Origin of the sequence: Pseudomonas sp. URMO17WK12:I7 (genome assembly GCF_003269045.1) — a bacterium.
Lineage (GTDB): Bacteria > Pseudomonadota > Gammaproteobacteria > Pseudomonadales > Pseudomonadaceae > Aquipseudomonas > Aquipseudomonas putida_J.
This window is the reverse complement of sequence record NZ_QLTL01000004.1, coordinates 167,545-187,270: the sequence shown is the minus strand read 5'-3', so window position 1 is coordinate 187,270 and position 19,726 is coordinate 167,545. Positions and strand designations below refer to the sequence as shown.

At 62.7% G+C, this 19,726-nt stretch carries 19 protein-coding genes and 2 pseudogenes; 7 read left to right on the top strand and 14 right to left on the bottom strand.

Annotated elements, in window-relative coordinates:
* Positions 1 to 118: 118 nt before the first annotated feature.
* From H040_RS06800 to H040_RS06790, 4 genes are all read right to left on the bottom strand, one after another.
* A complete protein-coding gene (locus H040_RS06800; protein WP_033696560.1) occupies positions 119 to 1,906 on the bottom strand; it encodes an alpha/beta fold hydrolase in 1,788 nt (595 codons plus the stop codon).
* A gap of 82 nt (positions 1,907 to 1,988) precedes the next feature.
* Positions 1,989 to 2,123, bottom strand: coding sequence for a hypothetical protein (locus H040_RS27655; RefSeq protein WP_256208122.1), 135 nt, complete (start codon positions 2,121 to 2,123; stop codon positions 1,989 to 1,991).
* A 115-nt stretch (positions 2,124 to 2,238) separates the two neighbouring features.
* Positions 2,239 to 3,552 carry a C4-dicarboxylate transporter DctA gene (gene dctA / locus H040_RS06795; RefSeq protein ID WP_027920477.1) on the bottom strand — a complete coding sequence of 438 codons (1,314 nt, stop codon included), beginning with the start codon at positions 3,550 to 3,552 and terminating at the stop codon, positions 2,239 to 2,241.
* A gap of 104 nt (positions 3,553 to 3,656) precedes the next feature.
* Positions 3,657 to 4,826: a mandelate racemase/muconate lactonizing enzyme family protein gene (locus tag H040_RS06790; RefSeq protein WP_027920476.1), complete on the bottom strand. Its 1,170-nt coding sequence runs from the start codon at positions 4,824 to 4,826 to the stop codon at positions 3,657 to 3,659.
* A 99-nt stretch (positions 4,827 to 4,925) separates the two neighbouring features.
* On the opposite strand from H040_RS06790, the gene H040_RS06785 reads away from it, so the two are divergent.
* Both H040_RS06785 and H040_RS06780 read left to right on the top strand, forming a co-directional pair.
* Positions 4,926 to 5,801, top strand: a complete 876-nt coding sequence (locus H040_RS06785) for a LysR family transcriptional regulator (RefSeq protein ID WP_027920475.1) — start codon at positions 4,926 to 4,928, stop codon at positions 5,799 to 5,801.
* Positions 5,802 to 5,901: 100 nt separating this feature from the next.
* Complete coding sequence (locus tag H040_RS06780) at positions 5,902 to 6,279, top strand: hypothetical protein (RefSeq protein WP_027920474.1); 378 nt, start codon at positions 5,902 to 5,904, stop codon at positions 6,277 to 6,279.
* A 57-nt stretch (positions 6,280 to 6,336) separates the two neighbouring features.
* Here the strand turns inward: H040_RS06780 and H040_RS06775 are convergent.
* From H040_RS06775 to H040_RS06755, 5 genes and pseudogenes are all read right to left on the bottom strand, one after another.
* Positions 6,337 to 6,522, bottom strand: a pseudogene (locus H040_RS06775) (methyl-accepting chemotaxis protein); the annotation flags it as partial.
* 125 nt (positions 6,523 to 6,647) lie between these two features.
* Positions 6,648 to 7,418 (bottom strand): class I SAM-dependent methyltransferase, encoded by a 771-nt coding sequence (locus H040_RS06770; RefSeq protein ID WP_027920472.1) that lies wholly within the window; start codon positions 7,416 to 7,418, stop codon positions 6,648 to 6,650.
* A 402-nt stretch (positions 7,419 to 7,820) separates the two neighbouring features.
* Positions 7,821 to 8,426, bottom strand: a complete 606-nt coding sequence (gene gstA / locus H040_RS06765) for a glutathione transferase GstA (RefSeq protein ID WP_027920471.1) — start codon at positions 8,424 to 8,426, stop codon at positions 7,821 to 7,823.
* Positions 8,427 to 8,553: 127 nt separating this feature from the next.
* Positions 8,554 to 9,855 (bottom strand): ABC transporter ATP-binding protein, encoded by a 1,302-nt coding sequence (locus tag H040_RS06760; RefSeq protein WP_027920470.1) that lies wholly within the window; start codon positions 9,853 to 9,855, stop codon positions 8,554 to 8,556.
* Positions 9,856 to 9,864: 9 nt separating this feature from the next.
* Positions 9,865 to 11,586: an ABC transporter permease gene (locus H040_RS06755; protein WP_027920469.1), complete on the bottom strand. Its 1,722-nt coding sequence runs from the start codon at positions 11,584 to 11,586 to the stop codon at positions 9,865 to 9,867.
* 174 nt (positions 11,587 to 11,760) lie between these two features.
* Here H040_RS06755 and H040_RS06750 point away from each other — a divergent pair, with 174 nt between their 5' ends.
* Positions 11,761 to 12,123 (top strand): hypothetical protein, encoded by a 363-nt coding sequence (locus tag H040_RS06750; protein ID WP_027920468.1) that lies wholly within the window; start codon positions 11,761 to 11,763, stop codon positions 12,121 to 12,123.
* Between the two features lie 37 nt (positions 12,124 to 12,160).
* Positions 12,161 to 12,820: an HD domain-containing protein gene (locus tag H040_RS06745; RefSeq protein WP_027920467.1), complete on the top strand. Its 660-nt coding sequence runs from the start codon at positions 12,161 to 12,163 to the stop codon at positions 12,818 to 12,820.
* 30 nt (positions 12,821 to 12,850) lie between these two features.
* Here H040_RS06745 and H040_RS06740 read toward each other — a convergent pair whose 3' ends face one another.
* Complete coding sequence (locus H040_RS06740) at positions 12,851 to 13,621, bottom strand: SDR family NAD(P)-dependent oxidoreductase (RefSeq protein WP_027920466.1); 771 nt, start codon at positions 13,619 to 13,621, stop codon at positions 12,851 to 12,853.
* 145 nt (positions 13,622 to 13,766) lie between these two features.
* On the opposite strand from H040_RS06740, the gene trbK reads away from it, so the two are divergent.
* Positions 13,767 to 13,946: an entry exclusion lipoprotein TrbK gene (trbK, locus tag H040_RS06735; RefSeq protein WP_033696557.1), complete on the top strand. Its 180-nt coding sequence runs from the start codon at positions 13,767 to 13,769 to the stop codon at positions 13,944 to 13,946.
* Between the two features lie 34 nt (positions 13,947 to 13,980).
* Here the strand turns inward: trbK and H040_RS06730 are convergent, their stop codons facing one another.
* Both H040_RS06730 and H040_RS06725 read right to left on the bottom strand, forming a co-directional pair.
* A complete protein-coding gene (locus H040_RS06730) occupies positions 13,981 to 14,523 on the bottom strand; it encodes an ATPase AAA (RefSeq protein WP_027920465.1) in 543 nt (180 codons plus the stop codon).
* A 127-nt stretch (positions 14,524 to 14,650) separates the two neighbouring features.
* Positions 14,651 to 15,214 (bottom strand): annotated as a pseudogene (locus H040_RS06725) (SUMF1/EgtB/PvdO family nonheme iron enzyme); the annotation flags it as partial.
* A 185-nt stretch (positions 15,215 to 15,399) separates the two neighbouring features.
* Between H040_RS06725 and H040_RS06720 the strand changes: the two are divergent.
* Positions 15,400 to 16,461 carry an aromatic ring-hydroxylating oxygenase subunit alpha gene (locus H040_RS06720; protein ID WP_027920464.1) on the top strand — a complete coding sequence of 354 codons (1,062 nt, stop codon included), beginning with the start codon at positions 15,400 to 15,402 and terminating at the stop codon, positions 16,459 to 16,461.
* Between the two features lie 57 nt (positions 16,462 to 16,518).
* Entirely contained in the window at positions 16,519 to 17,469 is a 951-nt protein-coding gene (locus tag H040_RS06715) for a PDR/VanB family oxidoreductase (RefSeq protein WP_027920463.1), read from the top strand.
* Between the two features lie 8 nt (positions 17,470 to 17,477).
* Here the strand turns inward: H040_RS06715 and H040_RS06710 are convergent, their stop codons facing one another.
* Both H040_RS06710 and H040_RS06705 read right to left on the bottom strand, forming a co-directional pair.
* Positions 17,478 to 18,191 (bottom strand): GntR family transcriptional regulator, encoded by a 714-nt coding sequence (locus H040_RS06710; RefSeq protein WP_027920462.1) that lies wholly within the window; start codon positions 18,189 to 18,191, stop codon positions 17,478 to 17,480.
* A 91-nt stretch (positions 18,192 to 18,282) separates the two neighbouring features.
* Complete coding sequence (locus H040_RS06705; protein WP_027920461.1) at positions 18,283 to 19,620, bottom strand: MFS transporter; 1,338 nt, start codon at positions 19,618 to 19,620, stop codon at positions 18,283 to 18,285.
* Between the last annotated feature and the right edge of the window lie 106 nt (positions 19,621 to 19,726).

Sequence of the window (19,726 nt, the reverse complement as noted above, 5' to 3'; positions counted from 1 at the left end):
CAATCCTTTGTCGAAGTCGCAAGCGTGCTCTGCACAACTGAGCCGCGAACGCCACGAAGGTTCATTGCTGCTCATGCACCCTCACCGTCAACGGCCCTTCGCGACTGCAGGCGTTGACTCAACGCGCCATGACATAGGAGCCAGGTGCGGGGCACAGGGGCGGGTACTTGCGCGAACCGGGTTTCTTCGGTGCAGCCCGGCTGTCGCCCGAGCGCTGGCCGATCCATTCGCGCCAGTGCGGCCACCAACTACCTTGCTGGCGATCCCCGGCGCTCTGCAGCCAGGTTTCCGGGGCCTCGACGTTGGCCGGTGCGGCGTAGAAGAACGATTTCGGGTTACCCGGCGGGTTTACCAGGCTCTGCAAGTGGCCGGCGTTGGACAGCACGTAGGTAGTGTCTGCGCCAAACAGCCGGGCAGTGCGGTAGCAGCCCTGCCATGGGGTGATGTGGTCGGTGGTACCGCCAACCACATAGGCGCCCACCTGCACCTGGGTCATGTCGATCGACTCGCCGGCAATCTGCAGGGTACCCGGGTGGGTGTAGGGGTTCTGCTGGATCAGGTCGAGGTAGTCAGCGTGCAGCTGGGCCGGTAGCCGCGTGGTGTCGTTGTTCCAGGCCAGGATGTCGAAAGCCGGCGGTTTGTTGCCCAGCAGGTAGTTGTTGACCCAGTAGCTCCAGATCAGGTCATTCGGGCGCATCCAGGCGAACATGCGCGCCATGTCCTGGCCGCTCAGCACGCCTTTTCGCCGCGAGCAGGCCTTGGCCGCGCTCAGGGCCGAAGGGGTGTTGAACAGCCCCAGGGTGGTGTCGCCCAACGCCGAGGGCATGTCGAGCACGCACACCGCCCAGCTGGTATTGGCCACCTTGTGGCCCTCGCCACGCGCCGCCAGCCAGCCCAGGTAGGCGGCCAGGGTGATACCGCCCGAGCAGGAGCCCCACATGTTCACATCCGGGCTGCGGGTGATGCTGCGCGCCACGTCCACCGCCTGGTCCAGGCACAGCGCGTAATCGGCCAGTCCCCAGTCGCGATGCTCGCGGGTGGGGTTGCGCCAACTGATGACGAACAGGGTTACCCCGCTGTCCTGAATCCACTTGATCAGGCTTTTTTCCGGCGACAGGTCGATGGCGTAGTACTTGTTGATTTGCGGTGGCGACATCACCAGTGGCCTGGCATGGACATTTGCGGTGGTGGCGGCGAACTGCAGCAGCTCGAACATCTCGTTGCGAAACACCACTTCGCCCTTGGCCGTGGCGATGTTTTCCCCAACCTTGAACGGTGTGCTGTCGACCTGCCTCGGCAGGCCGCGGTTATGCAGGATGTCCTGGCCGAACTGGCCGATGCCCTTGGCCAGGCTCATGCCACCAGTGTCCACCAGCTTGCGCAGCGCCGCCGGGTTGGTCAGCGGTGAGTTGCTGGGGGCCAGGGCATCGGCCAGCAGTGCCGCAATGAACCGGGCACGGTTCTTTTCCATCGGGGCAAGGTCGCTGGTCTCGATGAAGCGGGTCAGCTCACTCTGGCCGGCCAGGTAGCTTTGCAGCAGTGCGCGCAAGAAGGCATTGGACTGCCAGGCCGGATCGGCAAAGCGCTTGTCCTTCGGGTCTGGCGCAATGCCGGAATGGCCATCGACGATGCCGCCCAGCGCCTTCAGGTAACCCCCTACATGGGCGCCAGCCTTGAGCGGCGACTTGCCCACGGCCTTGAGCAGGGAGCCGGCCCAACCGGCCAGGTCGGCCGGGCGCATGCTGACCAGCGGGTTGGCCGCCAGGGTCTGGTTGGCTGCGGCGTCGATCAGCGCTTGATACGGAGAGTCTTCCGGCAGGTCGTCCCGCTTGCGCGTGCGACGGTTTCGGCCGGATGCGGGCGCTTGCGGGGTAGCGGTGTCGCTCGTTCGGGTGGATCTGCTCATGGCTGCTCTCGTGATTCCGGGCACGGTCTTGTTGTGCACCGACTCTATGGCAGCCGTGGCAGCGGCCACTTCACATCGCACGTCAGCGAATTTTCATTTCATGACGAGAGGGATCCAGGGCCGACGGTTTGTACTGCCCAATGAGGTTGAACGGGTTGGCGTAAGGTGCGAACAGGCTCGGGTGAACGCGGCTGAATGCGACAATCGTTTTCTTCATGACCCGGTATGACCTTGATGACTTGATTGAGGGTGCGGCTTTGAGGTGCGGTCAGCCGGAGGCAAAAACGCAGTGCCAGCCGCGCGCGAGCGCGCAGCTGGCAGCGGCGATGCGCTTACTCTTGTAGGGCGTACGATTTGGTCTTGTTTTCGGTTTTCTCCTGCTTCAACGCGGCGATTTCACGTTTGGCAGTTTCGACGTCGAACGCCTTGTCCCATTTGGCAATGGCGATGGTGCCGATACCGTTGCCAATCAGGTTGGTGACTGCCCGGGCTTCATTGAGGAAGCGGTCTATGCCGAGCAGTAGGACCAGACCTACCAATGGGATCGAGTGAAGGGTGGTCAGCGTGGCAGCCAGGGTGATGAACCCGGCCCCCGCAACCCCAGCCGAGCCTTTGGAGGTGAGCAGCAGCACGCCTAGCAAGATCATCTGATCCATGAGCGAGAGGGGCGTGTTGGTTGCCTGGGCAACGAAGATCGCGGCCATGGTCAGGTAGATACAGGTGCCATCGGCATTGAAGGTGTAGCCAGTAGGCAGAACCATCCCCACGACAGATTTCTTGCAGCCCAGTTTTTCAAGTTTTGCCATCATCCGTGGCAACACGGCCTCGGTCGAACAGGTGCCCAGCGTGACCAGGATTTCATCCTTGAAGTAGCGCAGAAACTGCATAAGCGGCAAGCCAGACCAGCGCGCGACAGTTCCCAGAATGACGACGATGAACACCAGGGTGGTCATGTAAAGCGCAACGAGCAATTGCCCCAGCGACAGCAGCGTGCCCACGCCATATTTGCCGATGGTAAACGCCATGCCAGCCCCCGCGCCGAGAGGGGCAAGCCGCATGACCATGGCGACGATCTTGAACAGGCCATGCAGGAAAAGGTCAATGACGTTGATCAGGGGTTTACTGGTTGGCCCCATCTGAACCAGCGCTACGCCCATCAGTACCGACAACAGAATCACCTGGAGCATGGAGCCCTTGGCAAAGGCATCGACGAAGGTGCTGGGGATGATGTTCAGCAAGAAATCAACGGTGCCGCCCTGTTCCTGAGCCGCCTGGCTGTACTTCCCGATGGCACTGCCATCGAGGGTGCTCGGGTTGATGTTCATGCCAACGCCTGGCTTGACGATGTTGACAACCACCAGGCCGATGACCAAGGCAATCGTGGACAGGATTTCAAAATAGATTAACGCTTTGACGCCTATGCGGCCGACTTCCTTGATGTCGCCCATTTTTGCAATGCCGACGACTACGGTGCCGAAGATGATGGGCGCCAACAGCATCTTGATAAGCTTGATGAAGCCATCGGCGAAGGGCTGCAGCTGTGCACCGATATCCGGCTCCAGGTAGCCGACCAAGCCACCGATCACGATGCCAATCAGTACCTGAACATAGAGCTGGCCATACCAGCGGGATTTGGACGTTTCCACGAGCGCACCTCATTTTATTGTTGTGATCGGCTGTGTGGTCAGGCGTCGACGTGCGACGCTTGTAACGCAGCTGCCTTGCAACACAAGGCAGCTGCTGGCTTGCATCAGCCTTCGCCCAGCTCGCGCATCACGTTGTACAGTGCAGATTTCGCTTCGAAACCGACGCCTGGGATATCCGGCAGGCCCACATAGCCGTTCTCGACGCGGATGCCATCGGCGAAGCCACCGAAAGGCTGGAACACATCCGGGTAGGACTCGTTGCCGCCCAGGTGGAGGCCTGCTGCAATGTTCAGCGACATCTGATGGCCGCCGTGGGGAACGACGCGGCGAGAGGACCAGCCCATTTCTTCCATGACGTTGAGCGTGCGCATGTATTCAACCAGCCCGTACGACAGGGCACAGTCGAACTGCACGTAGTCACGGTCCGGGCGCATGCCGCCATGGCGCAGCAGGTTGCGAGCGTCCTGGTGCGAGAACAGGTTTTCCCCGGTCGCCATTGGCAGGTCGTAGTGCTTGGCCAGCTCGGCCTGCAGTGCGTAATCCAGCGGGTCGCCTGCCTCTTCGTACCAGAACAGGTTGTAGGGCTTGAGGGCTTCGGCATAGGCGATTGCGGTTTGCTGATCGAAGCGGCCGTTGGCGTCGACTGCCAGGCGACGACCATCGCCAACGACTTTGATGACGGCTTCGATGCGGCGGATGTCATCGGCCAGGGGGGCGGCACCGATCTTCATCTTGACGACGTCATAACCGCGGTCCAGGTAACCGCGCATCTCGTCTTGCAGCTTGGTGTCGTCCTTGCCTGGGTAGTAATAGCCACCGGCGGCGTACACCCAGACTTTGTCGTCGGCTTTGCCGCCACGGTAGCGGTCGGCCAGCAGGCGATAAAGCGGCTTGCCTTCGATCTTCGCGACGGCATCCCATACCGCCATGTCGATGGTACCGACGGCAACCGAGCGCTCGCCGTGGCCTCCCGGCTTCTCGTTGGTCATCAGGGTTTTCCAGATGGCGAACGGATCGAGGTTGTTGTGTTCCTTGTCGATCAACGACTCTGGGTCAGCTTCAGTGATTCGAGCCAGGAAGCGATCACGCATCAGCGCGCCTTGACCATAGCGACCATTGGAGTTGAAGCCGTAGCCAATCACTGGCTTGCCATCACGGATGACATCAGTCACCACCGCTACGACAGAGCAGGTCATCTTGGAAAAATCGATATAGGCGTTGGCAATTGGCGAGGCAATGGAAACGGTCTTTTCGCGGATGTCGACGATACGCATGATGCGCTCCTCTTGTTGTTGAGGACTTCAAATTAAGCCTGGCAACGAGGTCCGCCCAATGCTATTAATGCAGGCCCCCATGCTGAAACGGCATTGCCCATGGAACTGGTCTGGCTTGAGGATTTCATCGCCCTGGCAGAGAACGGCAGCTTCGTTCGAGCCGCCGATGCGCGCCATGTAACCCAGCCTGCTTTTAGCCGCAGGATCAGGTCGTTCGAGAGCTGGATAGGCGTTGAACTGTTCACCCGCACGCCGCAAGGCGCCAACTTGACCGAGGCGGGGAAGCACATTCTGCCGAGTGTTCTGGACGAGGTGAGCCGGATTTATCGAATCCGTTCAGAGGCCCAGGAGCTTGCCGGGAAGGCAGCCAAGGTCCTGCAATTTGCCGCGACTCATTCGCTGTCCTTTACCTTCTTCCCGCGGTGGATCAGAGCGGCCGAGCGCGGAGCGCCGATTGAAGCCATCCGGCTTCACTCTGACAGTATGGCCAGCTGTGAACAGATGCTGGTACATGGGCAAGTGCAGTTCCTGCTCTGTCACCGTCACCCTGAAGTGCCACCTCAGCTACCCCATGACCAGTACATCAGCAAAAAGGTCGGTGACGATATTCTCCTTCCTCTTGCAAGCCCGGCACTTGATCTTGAAAGCGAAGAAACGTCCATGCCCTATCTTGCCTACACGGAAGAGTCGGGCCTTGGGCGGATCGTCAGGCATCGCTTGCAAGGAAAGGATGAGTACCTCCAGCTCAAGCCTCACTTCAGCAGCCACCTGGCCGCCGTCTTGACGTCCATGGCCCTGGAAGGCAAAGGCATCGCGTGGCTACCCAAAAGCCTGACTGAGCAGGAAGTCCTTGATGGCAGGCTGATCAGAGCGCTCGATGAGCGCTGGGATATTCCTCTGGATATAAACCTCACGCGTCCCACTGCGCCTATCAATACCTCTGCCGAGACGTTCTGGAGCAGTTTGAACGTTTGATGGTTTCAGTGCCTATGGATTCATGCATTTCTGAATGCGGGCTGTTCCCTGCCTGTAGAATCCCCGTTGCATAAGGCAATCAACCCAGGACTGGAATGCCATGAACCCTTACCTACACGAAGTCATCGACCTGCACGTACTGATCGAGGCGCTGTTCGCCAGAGGCGAAGGCCAGGTTGAGGCGATGATGGAGCGATTCACCCAGGACTTCTCCATGATCACGCCCACCGGTGTTCAGGTATGCCTGCAGGATGTGGCAACCCTGTTCGCAAAACGAGCGGGTGGCCAGCCAGGCTTGACCATCGAGCTGACCGAGCTGGAAACATTGGCGCAATGGCCGGAGGGCGCAGTGATCCGCTATCAGGAGACACACCGCCAGCCCGGCCAGGACGCGAAGGCACGGATCTCGACCGCCGTGTTCAGCCGCCAAGGAGATCGCGTTTTATGGCGTCATCTGCATGAAACCTGGGCGGCGTGATGTTACGAGCAGCCGCTGGCCCATGCAGCCACAACCTGCACGGGCCACTGGCTACGCTTAACGTTTGAAATTACCCACCAGTACTTGCAGGCCCGCACCCAGCCGGGCCAGCTTGACACTGGATGCGGCGGTTTCCTCGCCGGCAGTCGCCGCCTGCTCGGACACGTCGCGAACGTTGAGCACGCCGCGATTGATCTCCTCGGCCACAACGCTCTGTTGCTCCGAAGCCGTGGCGATCTGCCGGGCGACCGACTTGATCACATCCCCGGCACGGTGGAAGCCATCTCGTTCATAGGGCACTGAATTGTGGACATGATTGGCTGATTTATCTGAGCCATTTGGCCGTGGAAGTCGTTCTGAACTCACCTTCAGCCAAGCCGATGGCAGAGGTACGCGTGGGTCTGGTAGGGAAACGCGATGGTTTGCTGGCCCCGTAGCGCCGGATGCGTCTGGATCAGTTCGCGCAGTTGCCGGGTAACCTCGGCCTTGTCCGCAGGCGGCAGGCTGGCGATGAAACTGACCGACAGAAAACGGTCCATGATCACCGTTTCGGCGCTACCGCGGTGAGTGTGCTCGAAGCATGTCAGTTCCGGTGCCGAAAAACCTGAGCCGTCGAACGCATCGCGCCAATGACCTGTGTGAAAGCGCGGCGTATCACCCTCGTAAGGGGTGATGATTCGGGTAATCGCCGCGACCCAATCGACCGACGCGTCCCGTACGTTCCACACAAGCCCCAGGCGCCCGCCAGGCGTGAGCACCCGATGGATTTCTGCCAGTGCCTGGGCGTCTGCGAACCAGTGGAAGGCCTGGGCGCACAGCACCACGTCTGCGCTGGCAGCGGGCAAAGGCAATGCCTGGGCTGTTCCGGCAAGCACCTCGATACCGGGCACACACTTGGCGAATTCCTGGCGCATCGCAGCGATGGGCTCGACGGCAACCAGTCGATCAGTCAGCGGTAGCAGCAGGCGGGTGAACTTGCCGGTGCCGGCGCCAACATCGACCACACGGGTGTGCCCGTCGATCATGATCACCTGCCGCAGCCAGGAGGATAACGCTTCGGGGTAGGTTGGCCGGCCCTGGGTGTAGGTCTGTGCCTGGCGAGAAAATCCGGTCTGGGCGGCGTCATGAACGGGAGGCATGCTGGGTGGCTCCTGGCAGGGCTGGCGATCAGCGAAGTATAGAAACCGTGTGGTGCATGAAGATGCCTATCCTGGTCTTACACATCGGCACGGCGAAGTGGCCCAGATCGCCAGGTATCTACCAAGGGTCCATGGATGCCAGTCACGAACAATCGCTTTCGACCCAAGCCGTACACTGATCCAGCGCGCTGTTGCCGGTGCCGGCCTCATCGCCGGCAAGCCAACGCTCACGGGATGATCACCAGCCTTCAATCCTGCACTGAGCCGGTGGGCGCCGCGCTTGCCGGCGATGGGCCGCAGCGCGGCCCCAGGATCTGCGCATGTTCGAGAGACTTACAGGCAGCATGCGAGGGCTTCGCCCTCGATCGCCGGCAAGCGCGGCTCCCACAGGGCCGGCGCAGGTCAGATCAAGCCTTCAGCCTGCAAGGTCTTCTGCACGGCCGGTCGGCTGGCGACGCGCTTCTGGAACTGCACCACCGTTGGCCAGGGCGAGAGGTCAATACCTAGCATGGGCGCCCAGTTGACGATGGTGAACAGGTAGGCGTCGGCCACGCTGAAGGCCTTGCCGGTCAGGTAGTCCTTGCCTTGCAGTGCCTTTTCCACAACGCCCAGGCGTTTGCCGAAGGTGTCGATGGTCTTGCTCTTGGCCTCTGGGGTGATGCTCGGGTTGAACAGGGCGGCGAGGGTCTTGTGCACCTCGGTGCCGATGAAGTTCAGCCATTCCTGCACCCGCGCGCGCTCCAGCGAGCCCGCAGGGGGCAGCAGGTTGGCCTGGGGTTTCTGATCGGCGAGGTACTGGATGATGGCCGGGCCCTCGGTGAGGACTTCACCGCTATCCAGTTGCAGGGCTGGCACGTAGCCCTTGGCATTGAGCGTGTAGAAATCCGCGCCGCTGGCAGTGGTGTGGGTCTTGAGGTCGACTTTTTCGACGGTGTAGGGCAGGTCCAGTTCGTTAAGGACGATGTGCGGCGAGAGTGAACAGGCACCTGGCGTGTAAAAGAGCTTCATTGTCTTCTCCCATTGAACGGGTAACCGTGATACGGCGAGATGAGGCATCTGTGCAGCAGTCTGGTTATGGCACCAAAGCGGGATTTCATGCAAGCGGATGACCCGTGGCTAATGCGTGCAGGCGGGCTCAATGCTCATCCATGATTTCCCGCGCCAGGGTCAGGCGGCGAGTGTGGAAGTCGTACTCGAACAGTTCGGCATAGCGCCCCCACTCGATGGCCACCTTGAGTACGCGCTCGGCCTCGTCGGCGTCCATGTACTCCGACAGGCGGTCGAGCACGGTTTTTTCCAGCAGGCCGGCAGGCTCCAGGTGCAGGCTGTCGAGGATATAGCCGATCAGTGACACGCGGCCTTTGCACTGACGTGCGAACAGGTCCTGGCGCCGCGCCTGGCGGGCGGTCACGTAGTTGCGGCCGTGGCGCGTGAGGCGGATGTCGCCCTCGACCACCTGGGCGAAGCCGAGCAGACCCAGCGCTTCGTAGATCGGGAACAGCACCTCGTCGGGCAGCTCGGTTTCTTCGGCCAGGTGCGGCAGGTCGGCCTCACCGTTGAACGGTTCGCCGGCGATCAGTTCAAGCACGCTCTCCATCCGCGCGATGTCGGCGTCGGGCAGCCGGTAGCCAAGCTCCACGGCTGGCGGCGCGCCCGCAGCGGCGATGGCTTCGGGGCGCAGGGTCATGAGTGCGTAGACCTCGTCGACCAGCGCGCGAACCTCCGCTGAATCGGCATTGCGCGGGCGCGGCAGGTCGATGTGCAGTTCCGAACGCACTCGGCCTGGGTCGCTGGAAAGGATGAGGATGCGGTCGGCCATCATCACCGTCTCCTCGATGTTGTGCGACACCACCAGCATGCTACGGGTGGTGATGCGGCGTTCTTCCCAGAGCTCGAGCATGTCGTCGCGCAGGGTTTCGCCGGTGAGCACGTCGAGCGCCGAGAAGGCCTCGTCCATCAGCAGCACCTCGGGGTTCATCACCAGGGCGCGGGCGATGCCCACGCGCTGGCGCATGCCGCCGGACAGTTCGCGCGGCAGGGCGCCGCCGAAGCCGGACAGGCCAATCAGCTCCAGCGCCGCGTCGGCCAGGCGCTGGCGCTCCGCCGGGGTCACGCCCTGGGCTTCCAGGCCGAGCTCGACGTTCTGCTGCACGGTCAGCCAGGGGAACAGCGCGAAAGTCTGGAAGACCATGGCCACACCACCCACCGGCCCGTGGAACGGCCGGCCCTGGTATTTGACAGTGCCACGGTCGGCGCCGACCAGGCCGGCGATGATCCGCAGCAGGGTCGACTTGCCCGACCCAGAGCGGCCGAGCAGGGCGACGATCTCGCGTTCGCGCAGGTGGAAGTCGACACCTTCGAGGATGGTGCGCGGCGTGCCGTCGGAGGCCTGGAAAGCCTTGCTCACGCCCTTGAGTTCGATCAACAGTTGTTTCATGGCAGGTCCTCAACGACGGCTTTCGGCGAGCAGGTACAGGCGGCGCCAGAAGAAGCGGTTCAGTAGCATCACGTAGATGCACATCACGCCGATGCCCAAGGCAATGCGGTGGAAGTCGCCGGCATCGGTCATCTGCTTGATGTAGCTGCCCAGGCCGTCGGCCACCAGCGAGGTGTCGCCCCAGCTGACGTACTCGGCGACGATGCTGGCGTTCCACGAGCCACCGCTGGCGGTAATGGCGCCGGTGACGAAACTGGGGAACACCGCCGGCAGGTACACGCGCTTCCATTTCAGCCAGCCGCGCAGGCCGAGGTTGTCGGCGGCCAGGCGCAGTTCGTAGGGGATGGTCGCCGCGCCCGCGACCACGTTGAACAGGATGTACCACTGGGTGCCAAAGACCATCAGCGGGCTCAACCAGATGTTCGGGCTGAGCTGGAAGTGCACCAGCAGCAACACCACCAGCGGGAACAGCAGGTTGACCGGGAAGGCGGCAAGGAACTGCGCCAGCGCCTGGACCTTCTGCGAGTAACGTGGGCGCAAGCCGATCCAGATTGACAGCGGCACCCACACCAGCGAGGCCAGGCCGATCAGCAGCATCACCCGGCACAGTGTGATCAGGCCCAGGCCGAGCACGTGCAAGGCTTCGCCCCAGCCGACGTCCTGGTGCACGAACAGCCCCAGGCGCAAGAAGGCAAAGGCGCAGGCCAGCACCAGGAAAATGTCCCAGGCGCGTGGCCACCAGGCCGGCAGGCGCAGCCACTGGCGCCGTGCCACGCTGCCGTCGTGGCGCAGGACGAACCAGCCCATGGCGTTTTGCATGCCCTTGGCCAGCCGCTCGCTGAAGGCGCTCAGCCAACGGCTACGGCGGGCAAAGTCAAGCACCCAGGAGCGCTGTGCGGTATCGCCCTGAGTGTCTTCGAAGCGGAAGCGGTCGGCCCAGGCCAGCAGCGGGCGGAAGAACAGCTGGTCGTAGAGCAGGATGCCGGTGAGCATCGCGCCGATGGCCCAGACGATGGCGCCAAGGTTGCGCTGGTCGATGGCCACGGCGATGTAGGAGCCGATGCCGGGCAGCTTGATGTCTTGCCCGGCCACCGAGATGGCCTCGGCGGCTACCAGGAAGAACCAGCCGCCGGACATCGACATCATCATGTTCCACAGCAGGCCGGGCATGGCGAACGGCAGCTCCAGGCGCCAGAAGCGCTGCCAGGCCGAGAGGCGGAATACCCGCGCGGCCTCGTTCAGCTCCGGCGGCACGGTGCGCAACGACTGGTACAGGCTCAGCGCCATGTTCCATGCCTGGGAGGTGAAGATGGCAAAGATTGCCGCGCACTCCACACCCAGCAGGTTGCCCGGGAACAGCGCGATGAAGGGCGCGATGGCGATGGCCTGGAAGCCCAGGATGGGCACCGACTGGAGCACGTCCAGCAGCGGGATCATGGCCTTCTCGGCGGCGCGGTACTTGGCTGCCAGCGCGGCGAAGATGAAGGCGAACAGCAGCGATAGGCCCAGCGCGATGAACATCCGCAGGATGGTGCGCATCAGGTAGTAGGGCAGGTTGGCCGGATCGAGGGAAATCGGCAGCGCCTCGCCGACCACGAACGGCCGGCTCATCTGCATGGCGCCATAGGCGGCGAGCACCAGCAATACCAGCACCAGCGGCAGGAGGATCCAGTCCCAGCGATTGGGCGCGGCGCCACGCAGGCCTGGCGATGGGTTGAACAGGCGGGCCATGTGCAGGTCTCGATCGTCAGGGGTGGAAAGGGTGGATGCCAGCACGTGAGCCAGTATGGTTCGGTTCCCTGACAGTTCAATGTGTCAAAAACGGACGTTCAGATGGTAGTGCCCACGCTGTTCGGCTAAGGTTCGGCTGTCTGAAATGGAATGTCACGTGAAGGCACGAGGGTCATGGATAACTTTTCTGATATGTACGAACGCTTGCACAACCGTCGATTCACCGTCGCCAGCAACAGCCAAGGGCTGTCCGGTGACGGCACGATTTTCCGTTACTTTGTTGACGGTGAGGCCATCACCAGCACCTACCAGGGCGGCCGCATCCGTGTGGGCAATCAGGTAGGCCGAGTGACGGGCACTGACACCTTCGAACTGCTTTTTCAGTGCGTCACCACGGAGGGTGAGCTGCTCGCTGGCTGGTCGCGCGGCGAGGTGAGCCAGGATTCAAGTGGGCGTACAACGCTGCACTTTATCTGGGGCTGGTTGTCCGGTGCAGAGGGCGGGGGCGAGTCCAGCTACGTCGAGCTGGTCGACTAGAAACCCGCGCAATGATCGCCAATGGAATACACCTCAGATGAATAGCGAAGCCTTTGCCCCGTTCCAGACCCTCGCCGACCAGTTGCTGAAATGCCTGCCGGTTGGTCAACAGGATGGCTCCCACGACTTGTCCCATATCCATCGTGTGTGGGTAAACGCGCAGCGGATACAGCGGGTGGAAGGTGGCGACCTGCAAGTGCTGCTCGCGGCGACGCTGCTGCACGACTGTGTCGCAGTAGAAAAGAACTCGCCACTGCGTGGCCAGGCGTCGACGCTGTCTGCGAACAAGGCCGCGTCGATCCTGGCTGACCTGGGCTGGCCCTCGCAGCGCATCGAGCAGGTGGCACATGCCGTCAAGGCCCACAGCTTCTCGGCGGGCTTCGAGCCGCGCACACCTGAAGCCAGGATCCTTCAGGACAGTGATCGGCTAGACGCCTTGGGTGCGGTGGGCATTGCCCGGTGTTTTTACACGGCTGGGCGAATGGGGTCGGCGCTATACGACTTCGAGAACCCCGCTGCGCAGGGCAGGGAGTATCGGGATACGCTGTATGCGATCGAGCACTTCCAAACCAAGCTGCTGAAACTCGCCTCAGGTTTCACGACCGGTGAAGGGGCCCGCCTGGCGGCCGAGCGCCATGCGCGGCTTGAGGTGTTTCTTGCTGATTTCAGGGATGAGGTCGGCGTGGGCAAGGGGTAGCGCTTTGTGAGCGTACGACTGGCGATGGTTTTACCATTCAATCACTCGTCCGTCCCACGCCCAGAACCCTCCGCTGTCCGAAGGCCCCAACCGCGCCACCTGCTCGATGACACATTGCGCCGCAAACGCAGGGTCAAACAGCTTGCCTGCTGGCACATTCCCTTGAAACGGTCGCGACAGCTGCGTGTCCGTGGTCCCAGGGTGCAGCGCCAGCACCGTGGCTGCCGGGTTCAGGCGCCTGAGCTCGATACTGGCGGTGTGCAGCAACTGGTTGAGCGCCGCCTTGCTTGCCCGATAGCTGTACCAACCACCCAGGCGGTTATCGCCGATAGAACCCACCCTAGCTGACAGCGCTGCAAAGGTAGCAGGCTCCTTGCGTAACAAGGGCAGCAGATGCTTGAGCAGTAGTATCGGTGCGAAGGCATTGCTCGCAAAGCTCGCCTGCAGGCCGGCCAGATCCAGCTGCGCCAAGGATTTCTCTGGCTTGGCGCCGTCCTGATGAAGAGTGCCCAAGGTGCTGATGACCAGGTGAAGGTGATCGCAGGTATGCCCAAGCCCGGTTGCCAGGGCTGCGAGTGCGTGTTCGTCACGCGCGTCGCAATCCACCAGCACCAGGCGCTCGCCGTGTTGCCTGGCGAGCTCGGCAAGCGCGTCATTGTCTTTGGCGTTGCGTGAGACGGCCCAGAGCCGGGTGACCTCGTCACGGGCCAACAATGCCGTACACAGCGCCAAACCGATGCCTCGGCTAGCGCCGGCTATCAGGGCATTGGCTCGACCATTCAGGTTGGGTATCAGGCTCATGCAACACCTCATGTTCGCAAGTGGGCATCATCGTCTGGTGAATCAGTGCCAGTCTGGCATTGAACTCGCCCTGTGACGCGCTACTATTTGGGCAAGAATCTTTTCTTATGCCAAGCCTCCGCCCTTCAATGGAGTGAGTGAGCAGATGATTCGCAAAACCCTTCTTGTGATTCTCACCGCTTTGTTGCTGGCGGCCTGCGGCGACGAGTCTTCCCACTATGCAGTGTCCGATGAGCACTGCCAGCCCGACCGTTTGAAGACACTCCCCAACAATGCCAACCGGGATACGCTGGTCGAGAAGTGCATGCCTCGGCAGTCGCCCTGAGGCCGCAAACCAGCCCCCATGCCCTTCGCGATGCTCAAACGCCTTTCAGCATCGATGCCGAGTCGCCATTGGCGGCCGGCAAGCCTTCGACAAATGCCCTGACTTGCCGTTTCCCCCGCAAATGCAGCACAGGCACCTGCGGCCCGACCTTCTGGCGCACGGCCTCAATGCCTTGTCGGTAACCGCGGTCGAACGTCCACACGAACGTGAGGAACTCGATGTCGAGCCTTTCTTCACAACCATCCGCCCGATCAGGGCGTGGCTGGTTACGCAGCAGGCGCTGCAGTACCCGCATGAAACAGGTCAGCCGAGGCGTATCCAGCCAGATGACCAGGTCGGCGCGCGGCAGGCGCAGGTCGAAGGTGCGGCGCGCATAGTTGCCCTCGCAAACCCAGGCATCGCCGGCGACTGCCTCGCGCACTCGTTCGCGGAACTGCTGGGCGTCCGGCTCGGCCCAGCCGGGCTCCCAGAACAGTTTGTCCAGGTGGACGACGGGCAGGTCAAGGCGCTCGCCGAGCAAGCGGGCGAGGGTGGACTTGCCGCTGCCACCGTTACCGAGGATGACGATTCGTTGCATGGGGACTTCCTGTCGCAAGCAAACCGGCGATTGTATCCACGCGCGCACCGGCCAACAAATGCTCATGCCTTTTCGGCGAACCGGTCATCAGGCTTCTGCGCTGCGAGCGGTGTTTGGCCGTTACCCCTTATTGTCGAATCGTTCTGAACCCCACGTGCGAAGTCGCCATGAATACCGGTTGCGGTTGGCGTGCCGAGGGCCGGTAGCGCATGCACCGGTCCGCCGAGCACAGGTGCGAGTCGCCTTTGATCACGACCACCGGCACGCCGGGGTCGGCGGGGTCCATGCTTTCACGCAAGGACGGCCCCGGCGGGTCGAGTGCGGCGTCGCGCGGGGCATCGTGGCCTGGCGTGTAGCCGGTGTGGGTCAGCTCCCAGACATTGCCTCCAGCATCAAACAGGCCGAAGCCATTGGCGGGGAAGCAGCCTACCGGTGCGGTACCGGTAAGACCATCGGCCGCCGTATTGTGGTAGGGGAACTGGCCCTGCCAGGTATTGGCCATCAGCTTGCCCAGCGGCAGTTCGGACACACCCCAGCTGAAGTCGGCATCTGTCAGGCCACCGCGCATGGCGTATTCCAGCTGCGCCTCGCTGGGCAGCTCGCGGCCGGCCCAGCGGGCGTAAGCCTGGGCATCTTCCAGGGCGATCTGCACCACCGGATGGTTGTCCAACCCCGCAAGATTGCTGTCAGGGCCTTGTGGGTGTTACCAGCTTCGTTCGTTTCCGTGCGCGCCACCTACAGGCTTTGAGTCCCTGACTGATGGGTAGAACTTGTTTTTGTGGATCCATAATCAAGGGTAAAAAACGATAATAATTGACTTAAAGTCGTTTTTTGCCATTCAATGGATCCACAAAAACAAAATCCTTGGAGAGTTCCATGTACCCGAAAAATGCCTGGTATGTCGCCTGCACCCCCGACGAAATCGCCGACAAGCCCTTGGGTCGGCAGATCTGTGGGGAAAAAATGGTCTTCTACCGTGGCCTGGAAAATCAGGTGCACGCCGTCGAGGACTTCTGCCCGCACCGTGGCGCGCCGCTGTCCCTGGGCTATGTCGAGGATGGCCAGCTGGTCTGTGGCTATCACGGCCTGGTGATGGGCAGCGACGGCAAGACCGTGTCAATGCCCGGCCAGCGCGTGCGAGGCTTCCCTTGCAACAAGACCTACGCTGCCGTCGAGCGGCATGGCTTCATCTGGGTGTGGCCTGGCGAGCAGGACAAGGCAGACCCTGCCACCATCTGCCACCTGGAATGGGCCGAGAACGAGCAGTGGGCTTACGGCGGCGGGTTGTTCCACATCCAGTGCGACTATCGCCTGATGATCGACAACCTCATGGACCTGACCCACGAAACCTATGTCCACGCTTCCAGCATCGGCCAGAAGGAGATCGACGAAGCCCCTCCGGTGACCACCGTCCATGGCGATGAGGTCGTCACTGCCCGGCATATGGAGAACATCATGGCTCCGCCGTTCTGGCGCATGGCCTTGCGTGGCAACAACCTGCCCGACGACCAGCCCGTCGACCGCTGGCAGATCTGCCGTTTTACCCCGCCCAGCCATGTACTGATCGAAGTGGGTGTGGCGCTGGCGGGCAAGGGCGGCTACGACGCAGCACCCGAGCACAAGGCATCGAGCATCGTGGTCGACTTCATCACCCCCGAGACTGAAACCTCAATCCACTACTTCTGGGGTATGGCGCGCAGCTTCAACCCGCAGGATCAGGCCTTGACTGCCAGCATCCGCGAAGGGCAGGGGAAGATCTTCAGTGAAGACCTCGACATGCTCGAGCAGCAGCAGGCGAACCTGCTGGCCAACCCGCAGCGCAATCTGCTCAAGCTCAACATCGACGCTGGTGGCGTGCAGTCGCGCAAGGTCCTGGAGCGCCTGCTCGCCGAGGAACGGGCGCAGGTGACAGCGCCATTGATCGCCACCGCCCAATAACGCTCCCAGTCGATCTCGAGCACGGCCACCGCGTTGGCCGTCAACGGAAGGTGCACCATGATTGAAGTTGTCGTGAAATCCCGAAATCACGAAGCCGAAGGTATCTGCAGCTACGAATTGACCTGCGCACAAGGCTATCCCTTACCCGCGTTCAGCGCCGGGGCGCATATCGACGTACACCTGCCCGGCGGGCTGGTGCGCCAATACTCCCTATGCAACTCTTCCCAGGAACGCCACCGCTACCTGATCGGCGTGCTCAATGACGCCGCTTCGCGAGGGGGGTCTCGCTGCCTGCACGAGCAGGTTCAGGCCGGGCAGCGACTGCACATCAGTGCGCCCCGCAACCTCTTCGAGCTGATGCCCGGGGCCGCACGCAGTCTGCTGTTCGCCGGGGGTATCGGCATTACGCCGATACTCTGCATGGCTGAGCAGCTGTGGCTGCAGGGCGACGCGTTCGAACTGCACTACTGCGCACGTTCAAGCGAGCGGGCGGCGTTTCTCCAGCGTCTGGCCGGCGCGCCATTTGCCAGCCGGGTGCACCTGCACTTCGACGAAAACCCCGAGTCACGTCTCGATGCGGCCAAGGTGCTGGCGCGGCCGAGTGCTGATGACCACCTGTATGTCTGCGGCCCGGCCGGGTTCATGCAGCATGTGCTGGACGCTGCTCGCGACCAGGGATGGGCGCAAGCGCAACTGCACCGGGAGTACTTTGCCGCCACACCGGTCGACACCAGCAGTGATGGCGCCTTTTCGGTCAGGCTCGGCAGCACTGGGCAGGTGTTCCACATTCCGCCGGACAAGACGGTGGTCCAGGTGCTGGAAAGCCACGGGGTGTCGATTGCCGTTTCCTGCGAGCAAGGGGTGTGCGGCACCTGCCTGACACGGGTACTGGACGGGGTGCCGGAGCACCGCGACCTGTACCTGACCGAAGCCGAGCAGGCGGCCAACGACCAGTTCACACCCTGCTGCTCACGCGCCAGGTCTGCCGAGCTGGTGCTGGACCTGTAGGCCAGGGGTCAGTCGCCCCTGGAAATGACCTGTACCCCACCCGCCGCGCTGGCTGCGCCGAACACTTCGGCGTAGCGCAGCGTGGCGTTGGCGTGTTCGCGCATGATGCCTTCGGCGCGCGCACCCTGGCGGCTGCGCAGGGCATCGAGCAGCGAGTGGTGCTGCATGTGGGCGAAGTTGAAGCGGCGGTACTCACGCGCCATGTCGTCGCGGTCGAAGGCCAGCGCCGACACCGAAGCGAAAGGGCGATGGTCATTGCGCGCCAGGGCCTCGGCAATGGCCGGGTTGCCGCTGCCCTCGACGATCACCTGGTGAAAGCGCAGGTTGAGGTCGTGGAAGGTCTCCAGGTCCTGCTCGGTGATGTAGCCCTTGTCGAACAGCACGTCACCTTGGTCCAGGCATTGCTGGAGCGTGGTCAGCGCCTCGGGTGTCAGGCCGCGCTCTGCGCACTGCCGCGCCGCCAGGCCCTCCAGCACACCGCGGACCTCCACGGCACCGGCGATGTCCTCGACGCTCAGGGCCCTGACTTGAAAGCCCTTGCCACCGTGGCGCACGAGCAAGCCTTCCTGCTCGAGGGTGCGAAATGCCATGCGCACTGGCATGCGCGAGACGCCGAAGCGCTGCGCAGTAGGGACCTCCATCAAGCGCTCGCCGCCGGCCAGTTCACCGGAAGCGATCATCTTGCGTAGGGCGACCAGGATGGTCTGGCCGTGTTTGCTCATTGCAGGCGACCTCAGGAAAGAGGCCGCCATGGTAGCGCAACGAATCAAGGCTGTGCAGGTCGGGGGGCATGCCGCATCAGGGCCGCAAGGTTCAGGCGTTGGACAGTGCGCCGGGTTGCCGCGCCTCAGGCCGTGGGAGGAACAGCAGCAACGCCGCGGCCGCGATCACGAACACCATGGCGAACACGCCATACAGGTGCAAGGGTTGCCAGCCATCGTCAAGCAGCAGCCCGGCAACGCTGGGCGAGAGGATTGCGCCGATGCGGCCAATGCCGATCCCCCAGCCCACGCCGGTGGCGCGCACCGACGCGCCGTAGAGCATCGGTGACAGCGCATATAGCCCTGCAACGCAACCATTGGCGGCCAGGCCGATCAGCAGGCCCAAGGCCAGCGCGAATGTCACCGAACTGGCCGTGCAAGCAAACAGCACCAGTAGCCCGGCCGTGACCAGCATGAACAGCGAGAGGACCGTCTCCAATCGCCAGCGCGATGCCAGCAGGCCGATCAGTGCGGCGCCGACGATGCCGCCGACACTGAGCAGCACGCCGCCGCTGATGCCCTGCTGCGCGGACAGCCCGGCGGACGCCAGCAGTTTCGGCGTCCAGCTCATGACAAAGTAGAAGCCGGCCATCACCAGGAAAAACAACCCCCACAGCAGCAAGGTGGTGCGTCGCGTCTGTGCGCTGAGCAACTGCAGCAGAGCGCTGCGATGTGCTGCTTGCGGGGCCGCTGTGGCGGCAGGGAAGGCCCCAGGGGCAGGCTGGCCGAGCTGGATGGCCAGGCGGTCGAGCTTCGCGACACCCTTGGCCGGGCGTCTGGCCAGCAGAAAGTCCAACGACTCGGGCAGGCACAGCATGACCACCGGTAGCGTGGCAAGGGTAGCCCAACCGCCGGCAGTGAACACCGAACGCCAGCCGTAGTGAGTCAGCAGCCACACCGACAACAGCCCGCCGAACGTTGCGCCCAGGGCGTAGCCGGTTGACTGCAGGCTCACCGCCAACCCGCGCCAGCGTTTGTTGGCGTACTCGCCGGCAATGGCGTTGCTGCTGGCCAGTATGCCGCCGATCCCCAGCCCGGTCAGCCCGCGCAGCAGGGCCAGTTGCAAGGGTGTCTGGGTATGAGCTGACAGCAGCATGCCGACACCTGACAGTGCCAGGCAGCACAGGATCAGCGGGCGGCGGCCGTAGCGGTCTGCCCATGGCGCGATGAACAGCGAGCCTGCCGCCATGCCGAACAACCCCGCGCTCAACAGCAAGCCGATCTGGGCGCCATTGAGGTTCCATTCGCTGGCGACCGACGAGGCGGTGAAGGCCATCACCAGCACGTCGAAGCCATCGATCATGTTGAGCACGATGCAGACGCCGATGGCCAGGTATTGGAACGGGCGCATCGGGTGTTCGTTGATCACCTCTTTAAGGCACTGGCTCATGGCAGCACCTCGGGGGCAGCAAGGCAGGAAGGCGTATGCAGCCGCAAGGCGGCTTGGTAGGGTTCGGACATTGAAGCACCTTTGTTCTTGTTATCGGTACCGGCCC

Coding starts and splice junctions, on each gene's coding strand:
- gstA (WP_027920471.1), bottom strand. CDS start 8,426: ATGAAGCTCTTTTACACGCCAGGTGCCTGTTCACTCTCGCCGCACATC.
- H040_RS06780 (WP_027920474.1), top strand. CDS start 5,902: ATGAACCCTTACCTACACGAAGTCATCGACCTGCACGTACTGATCGAG.
- H040_RS06705 (WP_027920461.1), bottom strand. CDS start 19,620: ATGAGCCAGTGCCTTAAAGAGGTGATCAACGAACACCCGATGCGCCCG.
- H040_RS06720 (WP_027920464.1), top strand. CDS start 15,400: ATGTACCCGAAAAATGCCTGGTATGTCGCCTGCACCCCCGACGAAATC.
- H040_RS06740 (WP_027920466.1), bottom strand. CDS start 13,621: ATGAGCCTGATACCCAACCTGAATGGTCGAGCCAATGCCCTGATAGCC.
- H040_RS06770 (WP_027920472.1), bottom strand. CDS start 7,418: ATGCCTCCCGTTCATGACGCCGCCCAGACCGGATTTTCTCGCCAGGCA.
- H040_RS27655 (WP_256208122.1), bottom strand. CDS start 2,123: ATGAAGAAAACGATTGTCGCATTCAGCCGCGTTCACCCGAGCCTGTTC.
- H040_RS06800 (WP_033696560.1), bottom strand. CDS start 1,906: ATGAGCAGATCCACCCGAACGAGCGACACCGCTACCCCGCAAGCGCCC.
- trbK (WP_033696557.1), top strand. CDS start 13,767: ATGATTCGCAAAACCCTTCTTGTGATTCTCACCGCTTTGTTGCTGGCG.
- H040_RS06745 (WP_027920467.1), top strand. CDS start 12,161: ATGAATAGCGAAGCCTTTGCCCCGTTCCAGACCCTCGCCGACCAGTTG.
- H040_RS06715 (WP_027920463.1), top strand. CDS start 16,519: ATGATTGAAGTTGTCGTGAAATCCCGAAATCACGAAGCCGAAGGTATC.
- H040_RS06730 (WP_027920465.1), bottom strand. CDS start 14,523: ATGCAACGAATCGTCATCCTCGGTAACGGTGGCAGCGGCAAGTCCACC.
- H040_RS06710 (WP_027920462.1), bottom strand. CDS start 18,191: ATGAGCAAACACGGCCAGACCATCCTGGTCGCCCTACGCAAGATGATC.
- H040_RS06790 (WP_027920476.1), bottom strand. CDS start 4,826: ATGCGTATCGTCGACATCCGCGAAAAGACCGTTTCCATTGCCTCGCCA.
- H040_RS06755 (WP_027920469.1), bottom strand. CDS start 11,586: ATGGCCCGCCTGTTCAACCCATCGCCAGGCCTGCGTGGCGCCGCGCCC.
- H040_RS06760 (WP_027920470.1), bottom strand. CDS start 9,855: ATGAAACAACTGTTGATCGAACTCAAGGGCGTGAGCAAGGCTTTCCAG.
- H040_RS06750 (WP_027920468.1), top strand. CDS start 11,761: ATGGATAACTTTTCTGATATGTACGAACGCTTGCACAACCGTCGATTC.
- H040_RS06785 (WP_027920475.1), top strand. CDS start 4,926: ATGGAACTGGTCTGGCTTGAGGATTTCATCGCCCTGGCAGAGAACGGC.